The 5,961-nt window shown below is 72.5% G+C and carries 7 protein-coding genes and 1 pseudogene; 4 read left to right on the top strand and 4 right to left on the bottom strand.

Annotation, left to right across the window (positions count from 1 at the left end):
• Positions 1–1,437 (bottom strand): pseudouridine synthase (locus Q0C81_RS14860; RefSeq protein ID WP_291839592.1); only part of this gene is annotated, 1,437 nt, incomplete at its 3' end.
• Here Q0C81_RS14860 and tadA point away from each other — a divergent pair.
• Positions 1,426–1,911, top strand: a complete 486-nt coding sequence (tadA, locus tag Q0C81_RS14855; protein WP_291839590.1) for a tRNA adenosine(34) deaminase TadA — start codon at positions 1,426–1,428, stop codon at positions 1,909–1,911. The two genes, Q0C81_RS14860 and tadA, sit on opposite strands and share 12 nt — an antisense overlap.
• Positions 1,912–1,945: 34 nt before the next feature.
• Positions 1,946–2,353, top strand: coding sequence for an MliC family protein (locus tag Q0C81_RS14850; protein ID WP_291839588.1), 408 nt, complete (start codon positions 1,946–1,948; stop codon positions 2,351–2,353).
• Here the strand turns inward: Q0C81_RS14850 and Q0C81_RS14845 are convergent.
• Genes Q0C81_RS14845 through Q0C81_RS14835 form a run of 3 tightly spaced genes read right to left on the bottom strand, consistent with a single transcriptional unit; the run spans position 2,350 to position 4,603 of the window.
• The gene (locus Q0C81_RS14845) at positions 2,350–2,937 is read right to left on the bottom strand and encodes a GNAT family protein (protein WP_291839594.1); all 588 of its coding nucleotides are present in this window, start codon (positions 2,935–2,937) and stop codon (positions 2,350–2,352) included. The two genes, Q0C81_RS14850 and Q0C81_RS14845, sit on opposite strands and share 4 nt — an antisense overlap.
• A 5-nt stretch (positions 2,938–2,942) precedes the next feature.
• Complete coding sequence (gene aroB, locus Q0C81_RS14840; RefSeq protein WP_291839586.1) at positions 2,943–4,049, bottom strand: 3-dehydroquinate synthase; 1,107 nt, start codon at positions 4,047–4,049, stop codon at positions 2,943–2,945.
• Positions 4,046–4,603 (bottom strand): shikimate kinase, encoded by a 558-nt coding sequence (locus Q0C81_RS14835; protein ID WP_291839584.1) that lies wholly within the window; start codon positions 4,601–4,603, stop codon positions 4,046–4,048. Before Q0C81_RS14835 ends, aroB begins: the two co-directional genes overlap by 4 nt.
• Positions 4,604–4,713: 110 nt before the next feature.
• On the opposite strand from Q0C81_RS14835, the gene Q0C81_RS14830 reads away from it, so the two are divergent.
• Both Q0C81_RS14830 and Q0C81_RS14825 read left to right on the top strand, forming a co-directional pair.
• Positions 4,714–5,613, top strand: a complete 900-nt coding sequence (locus Q0C81_RS14830) for a tyrosine recombinase (protein WP_291839581.1) — start codon at positions 4,714–4,716, stop codon at positions 5,611–5,613.
• An 85-nt stretch (positions 5,614–5,698) separates the two neighbouring features.
• A pseudogene (locus Q0C81_RS14825) lies at positions 5,699–5,961 on the top strand (acetyl-CoA carboxylase carboxyl transferase subunit alpha); the annotation flags it as partial.

The following is a 5,961-nucleotide window of genomic DNA, read 5'->3' as shown; positions in this document are numbered from 1 at the left end:
GGGCTTGCCGCCCGGCTTGGCGCCGAACGCGGGCTTGGCTCCGAAGGCCGGCTTGGCGCCCGGCTTGCCCGCCGAGCTGCGAGGCCCGCCGGCGCCGCGCGGCTTGTCGATGAACTGGGCGGCCCGCGGAGTGAAGGCGCGCTTCGGCCGCTCGCCCCGGTCGCCGTCCTCGGGCTTGGCGGCCGCGGTGCGTTCGCGGGGCTTGAAGGTCTTGCTGTGCTCGAACTTGGGCTTGGCCTTGGCCCAGCCCTCGCCCTTGGGCGCCCGGCGGCCGGTCTCGCCGCCTTCGCCCGAGGCGGCCTCGGCCGCGCGGGTGCGGCTGGGCTTGCGCGAGGGGTCGGACATGGCCGAGCCGGACGCGCCCTTGACGATCGGCGCCGAGGTCCGGCGGCCCGGGATCGGCGCGGGCGTCGACACCGTGTTGCCGGTGGGCAGGTTCTCGGGGCGGATGTGCTCGGCCAGCATCTCGCGGATCACCCGCGGGCCGACCTCCTCGACCGAGCCGATCGGCAGGGTGCCCAGCTGGAACGGACCATAGGCCAGGCGGATCAGGCGGTTCACGGTCAGGCCCAGGTGCTCCAGCACCTTGCGGACTTCCCGGTTCTTGCCCTCGGTGATCGAGACGCTGATCCACAGGTTGGCGGGGCCGCGGCCCTCGCTGTCGCTCTTCTCGACGGCCTTCTCCAGCCGGGCCTCGATCGGGCCGTAGCGGACGCCGTCCACGGTCACGCCGTCCTTCAGCGAATCAAGCTGCAGCTGGGTCACCCGACCCCGGGCGCGGGCGCGGTACTGACGCACCAGCTCGGTCTGCGGCAGCTCCAGCGCGCGGCTCAGCTCGCCGTCGTTGGTCAGGATCAGCAGGCCCTCGGTGTTCAGGTCCAGGCGGCCGACCGAGATCACCCGCGGCAGGTTGCTGGGCAGGGCGTCGAACACCGTCGGGCGGTCCTGCGGGTCGTTGTGCGAGGTCACCAGGCCGGCGGGCTTGTGATAGCGCCAGACGCGGGTCGCCTGGGCGGCGCCGATCGGCTTGCCGTTGACCGTGATCACGTCGTCGCGGGTCACCAGGGTCGCGGGCGTGTCCAGGATCTTTCCGTTCACCGCCACCTTGCCCAGGCCGATCAGGCGCTCGACCTCGCGGCGCGAGGCGATGCCCGCCCGGGCCATGGCCTTGGCGATCCGCTCGCTGCGCTTGGGCGCCTCGTCGGCGGTGGGCTTGCCGCCCGGCTTCCCGCCGGGCTTGGAGCCGAACTTGCCGGCGGGCTTGTCGCCGCCCGGCCCGTCCTTGCGGGGGCCCTTGGCGAAGGGTTTGCCCTTGGCGGGGCCGCGCGCGTCCTCCGCGCCTTCGACGCGTTTGACGTAGGGTTTGCGGGGGCCGTCGCGGCTGTCATCTTGACGCGGGCGCGGCTTCTTGTCGTTGTCTCGGGGATGGAAGGCCATGATGAGCGGTTCATGCACATGGCCTTGGCCTGTGCGCAAGCGGCGGCGGACGCGGGCGAGACCCCAGTGGGCTGCGTCATCGTCGATGAATCCACCGGCGAAGTGGTCGCGGAAGGCCGAAACGGCCCCATCGGCGCCCACGATCCGACCGCCCACGCCGAGATCGTGGCGATGCGCGCGGCGGCTCAAAAGCTGGGCAACTACAGGCTCACCGGCCTGACCCTCTATGTGACGCTGGAGCCCTGCGCCATGTGCGCCGGGGCCATCAGCCACGCCCGCATCGGCCGCGTGGTCTGGGGGGCGGACGATCCCAAGGGCGGCGCCGTGGCCCACGGCCCGCGCTTCTTCGACCAGCCCACCTGCCACTGGCGGCCCGCCGTCCAGGGCGGCCTTCTGGCGGCCGAGGGGGGCGACCTGCTGCGGTCCTTCTTCCGCGCCCGGCGCAAAGGAACGGCGTCCGACACGGCGCGTTGATCCGCCGACCCTGTAACGGCAAGGCTTGCTCCGCATGAAGATCCTGATCGCCCCGGCTCTCGTCGTCCTGATGGCGGCGGCGGCCTGCGGACCGAAGCCCTCCGAGGCTCCGAGCGACGGCGATTCGGTGCGCGAGCGGGCGCAGGAGGCCCAGACCGCGCGCCGCCGCACCGGGGCCGAGGTCCAGGACCGCGCCCTGAACCGCGTCATCCGCACCGTCTACCTGTGCGCCAACAGCGAACGCCTCTCGGTCGATTTCGACAATCCGCGCCAGATGGCCACCGTGCGCAACTCCGGCGGCGAGGCGGTCGACCTGTTCCAGGAACGCTCGGCGGACGGCATCTGGTACCGCGCCTCCGGCTATGAACTGCGCGGCAAGGGCATCCTGGCCACCTGGACCGCCGACGGCCAGCCGCCCACCGACTGCCGCGCGGTGGACTAGCCGAAGGCCGCCAGCCGCGCGTCCAGCTTCGCCCGCACCTCGGGCCAGTCCTCATCCAGGATCGCGAACTGGGCCGTGTCGCGGATGCGGCCGGTGAAGGTGATCTTGTGCTTGCGCAACACCCCTTCGTCCCGAGCGCCCAGCTTGCGGATCGCCGCGCCGCTGGCGGGGTTGAGGGCGTCGGTGATGATCTCGACCCGCACCGCGCCCGCGTCGAAGGCGTGGCCCAGCAGCAGGCGCTTGCAGGCCGGATTGACCGCCCCGCCCCGCGCCTCGGGCCGGTAGAAGGTCGAGCCCAGCTCACACCGACGATAGTCGGGCTTGATCTCGTACAGGCTGGTCGTGCCGACCAGGGCGCCGTCCGCCTTGCGCCGCACGGCCCAGGCGATCCGGCTCCCCCCCGCCATGGCGGACAGGGCCGACGCCCACCAGGCCTCGAAATGCGGCCCATAGGCGGCGCTGACCATGATGTCCCAGGCCGCCGGATCGCAGTCCAGCGCCGCCCGGACCTCGTCCTTCAGAGCCTCCGTGAACGGCTCCAGCCGCACGAAGCGGTCCTGCAGGACCTCGGTCCGCAGGATCATCCGGCTCACGCGGCGCCCTCGGCCTTCAGGAAGGCGGCCAGGGCCGCGCGGTCGACGTTCTTGTCCACGAAGCTGTCGCCGATGGCGCGGGCCAGGATCAGGGTCAGGCGTCCGCCCTCGGCCTTCTTGTCGCCCGCCATCCGCTGGATCAGGACCTCCGCCTTGAAGGCTCCGGCCTCGGCCAGCCGCACGGGCAGGCCCGCCGCCGCCGTCACCGCCTCGACCCGGTCGGCGTCCGCCCGGGCGCAGACCCCGGTCGCGACCGAGAAGCGGAAGGCCATGGCGCAGCCCAGCGCCACCGCCTCGCCGTGGGTCAGCAGATGCTCGTCGAAGCTCAGCTCCGCCTCGATCGCGTGGCCGAAGGTGTGGCCCAGGTTCAGCAGGGCGCGCCTGCCCGCCTCCTTCTCGTCCTCGCCGACCACGGCGCTCTTGATCTCGACCGAGCGGACGACGGCTCGCTCCAGCGCCGCCGCATCGCCCTTGGCTCCCGCCGCGCCGTCCCCGGCCAACCAGTCGAAGAAGGCCGCGTCGCAGATCAGGCCGTGCTTCAGCACCTCGGCCCAGCCCGAGCGCAGCTGCCGTTCCGGCAGGGTGGCCAGCACGTCGATGTCGGCCAGCACCAGCCGCGGCTGGTGGAAGGCGCCGATCAGGTTCTTGCCGCGCGGGGTGTCGATGGCCGTCTTGCCGCCGACCGAGCTGTCGACCTGCGCCAGCAGGGTCGTCGGGACTTGCACGAAGTCGACGCCGCGCATGTAGAGGGCGGCCGCCAGCCCGGCCAGGTCGCCGACCACGCCGCCGCCCAAGGCCACCACCACGTCGCTGCGGTCCAGGCCGAAGGCCAGCATCCGGTCCAGCACCCGCTCCAGCTCGGCGAAGGATTTCGAGCCCTCCCCCGCCGGAACGGCCAGCAGCCGGGCGCGGACGCCCGCGTCCTCCAGCGCCTTCAGGACGGCCGGGCCATGGATGGTCGCCACCGTCTCGTCGGTCACCACCACGGTGCGGCCCTTGGCCAGCGGGGCGACCCGCGCGCCGAGCTCGCCCAGCAGGCCGCGCCCCACGACGACGTCATAGGGGCGGAAGTCCCCGCCCGAGACCGGAACCGTCGTCGTCACGTCTTCGCCTCCACCGCCCCATGGGCCTTGAGCGCCTGCACGATGGCCTCGACCGCCTGCGCATGCGCGCCGCCGGCCACGTCGACCGTCACATCGGCCTCGCCGTAGACCGGATAGCGCGCCTCGGCCAGCGTCCGCAGGGTCTCCAGCGGGTCCTTGCCGCGCAGCAGCGGCCGGGTGTCCCGCCGCGCCACCCGCTGGGCGATGGTCTCCAGGTCGGCCCGCATCCACACCGTCATGGCGTTGGTCTTCATCAGGGCGCGGGTCTCGGCGTTCAGCATCGCCCCGCCGCCGGTGGCCAGCACCAGCCGGGGGCCTTCCAGCAGGCGGCGCATGACCCGCGCCTCTCCGGCCCGGAAGTCGCCCTCGCCCAGGCTGGCGAAGATGTCGGACACGGTCATCCCCGCCGCGGCCTCGATCTCGATGTCGCCGTCCGCGAACGGCAGCCCCAGCCGCCGCGCCAGCCGCCGGCCGACCGTCGATTTCCCCACCCCCATCAGCCCGACCAGGGCTATGGTGCGCTGATGCAGCGGAATCGCTTCGGAATCGGTCATCGCCGGCCTCGCATGTGCGGGCGGCGGGCGAACGGCGGGGAGGAAGGGCGCAGGCACGTCATGGCTCCCGTCACCTCTACACGAAGCGACGCTCCGGCGAAGGGGGCGTGGTGAGCAGCCCCCAGATCGAAGCCTTCCTGGAGATGATGGCGGTCGAGCGCGACGCCTCGCCCCACACCCTGTCCGCCTACGGCCGCGACCTGGCCGACGCCGAGGGCGGGGTCGACGGCGGGCTGATGGCTGCGGACGAGACGGCAGTCGAGGCCTGGTACGCCGGTCTGGCGGCGCGGGGCCTGTCCCCGGCCACCCAGTCGCGCCGCCGCGCCTCGTTACGCCAGTTCTACCGCTTCGCCCTGGGCGAGGGCTGGCGGGCGGACGATCCCTCGCGCCGTCTCGACGCCCCGAAACAGGGCCGGTCCCTGCCCCACACCCTGAGCCGCGAGGAGATCGAGCGCCTGTTGGCCGCCTCCGCCGCCCGCGACGGGGCCGCCGGGATCCGGCTGGTGGCGCTGGTCGAGCTGGCCTACGCCTCGGGCCTGCGGGTGTCGGAGCTGCTGGCCCTGAAGGTCGAGGCCGTGCGCCGCGATCCCGCCTGGCTGATCGTGCGCGGCAAGGGCGGCAAGGAACGGCTGGCCCCGCTCAACGCGTCGGCCCGCGAGGCGGTGAAGGCCTGGCTGACCGTCCGCGACGCCGCCCGCAAGCCACAGACGCCCGACAGCCCATGGCTCTTCCCGTCTCCCATTGGAAAGAACGCCCTGACGCCGCGCCGCTTCGCCCAGTTGCTGGATCAGGCGGCGATCGACGCCGGAATCGATCCGGCCCGGGTCAGCCCCCACGTCCTGCGCCACGCCTTCGCCACCCACCTGCTGGAAGGCGGCGCCGACCTGCGCATCGTCCAGACCCTGCTGGGCCACGCCGACATCGCCACCACCCAGATCTACACCCACGTCGCGACCGACCGGCTCAGCCAGATGGTGCGGTCAAAACACCCGCTGGCGAGGGATGACTGAACCGCCGCTTGCTCACCGGCGTTGACCTGACTAGGTTCCGCCGCCTTCCGATGCGCCGCATGGCGCGCCAGTTCCGGACGCCTTGATGGCCACGCACTACCTCGAGTTCGAAAAGCCGATCGCCGAGCTGGAGGCGAAGATCGAGGAGCTGTCGCTGCTCGCCTCGACCGCCGGCTCGTTCGATTCCGAGATCGACGGCCTGAAGAAGAAGGCCGACCAGCTGCGCAAGAAGATCTACGGCGGGCTCGATCCCTGGATGAAGACCCAAGTCGCGCGCCACCCGCAGCGGCCCCACTTCGTCGACTACGTCGAGGGCCTGCTGACCGACTTCGTCGAGCTGAAGGGCGA

Source organism: Brevundimonas sp. (assembly GCF_023259385.1).
Lineage (GTDB): Bacteria > Pseudomonadota > Alphaproteobacteria > Caulobacterales > Caulobacteraceae > Brevundimonas.
The sequence above is the reverse complement of the archived record's forward strand: the minus strand, read 5'-3'. Positions and strand labels throughout refer to the sequence as shown.

Coding starts and splice junctions, on each gene's coding strand:
- tadA (WP_291839590.1), top strand. CDS start 1,426: ATGGAAGGCCATGATGAGCGGTTCATGCACATGGCCTTGGCCTGTGCG.
- Q0C81_RS14850 (WP_291839588.1), top strand. CDS start 1,946: ATGAAGATCCTGATCGCCCCGGCTCTCGTCGTCCTGATGGCGGCGGCG.
- Q0C81_RS14845 (WP_291839594.1), bottom strand. CDS start 2,937: ATGATCCTGCGGACCGAGGTCCTGCAGGACCGCTTCGTGCGGCTGGAG.
- Q0C81_RS14835 (WP_291839584.1), bottom strand. CDS start 4,603: ATGACCGATTCCGAAGCGATTCCGCTGCATCAGCGCACCATAGCCCTG.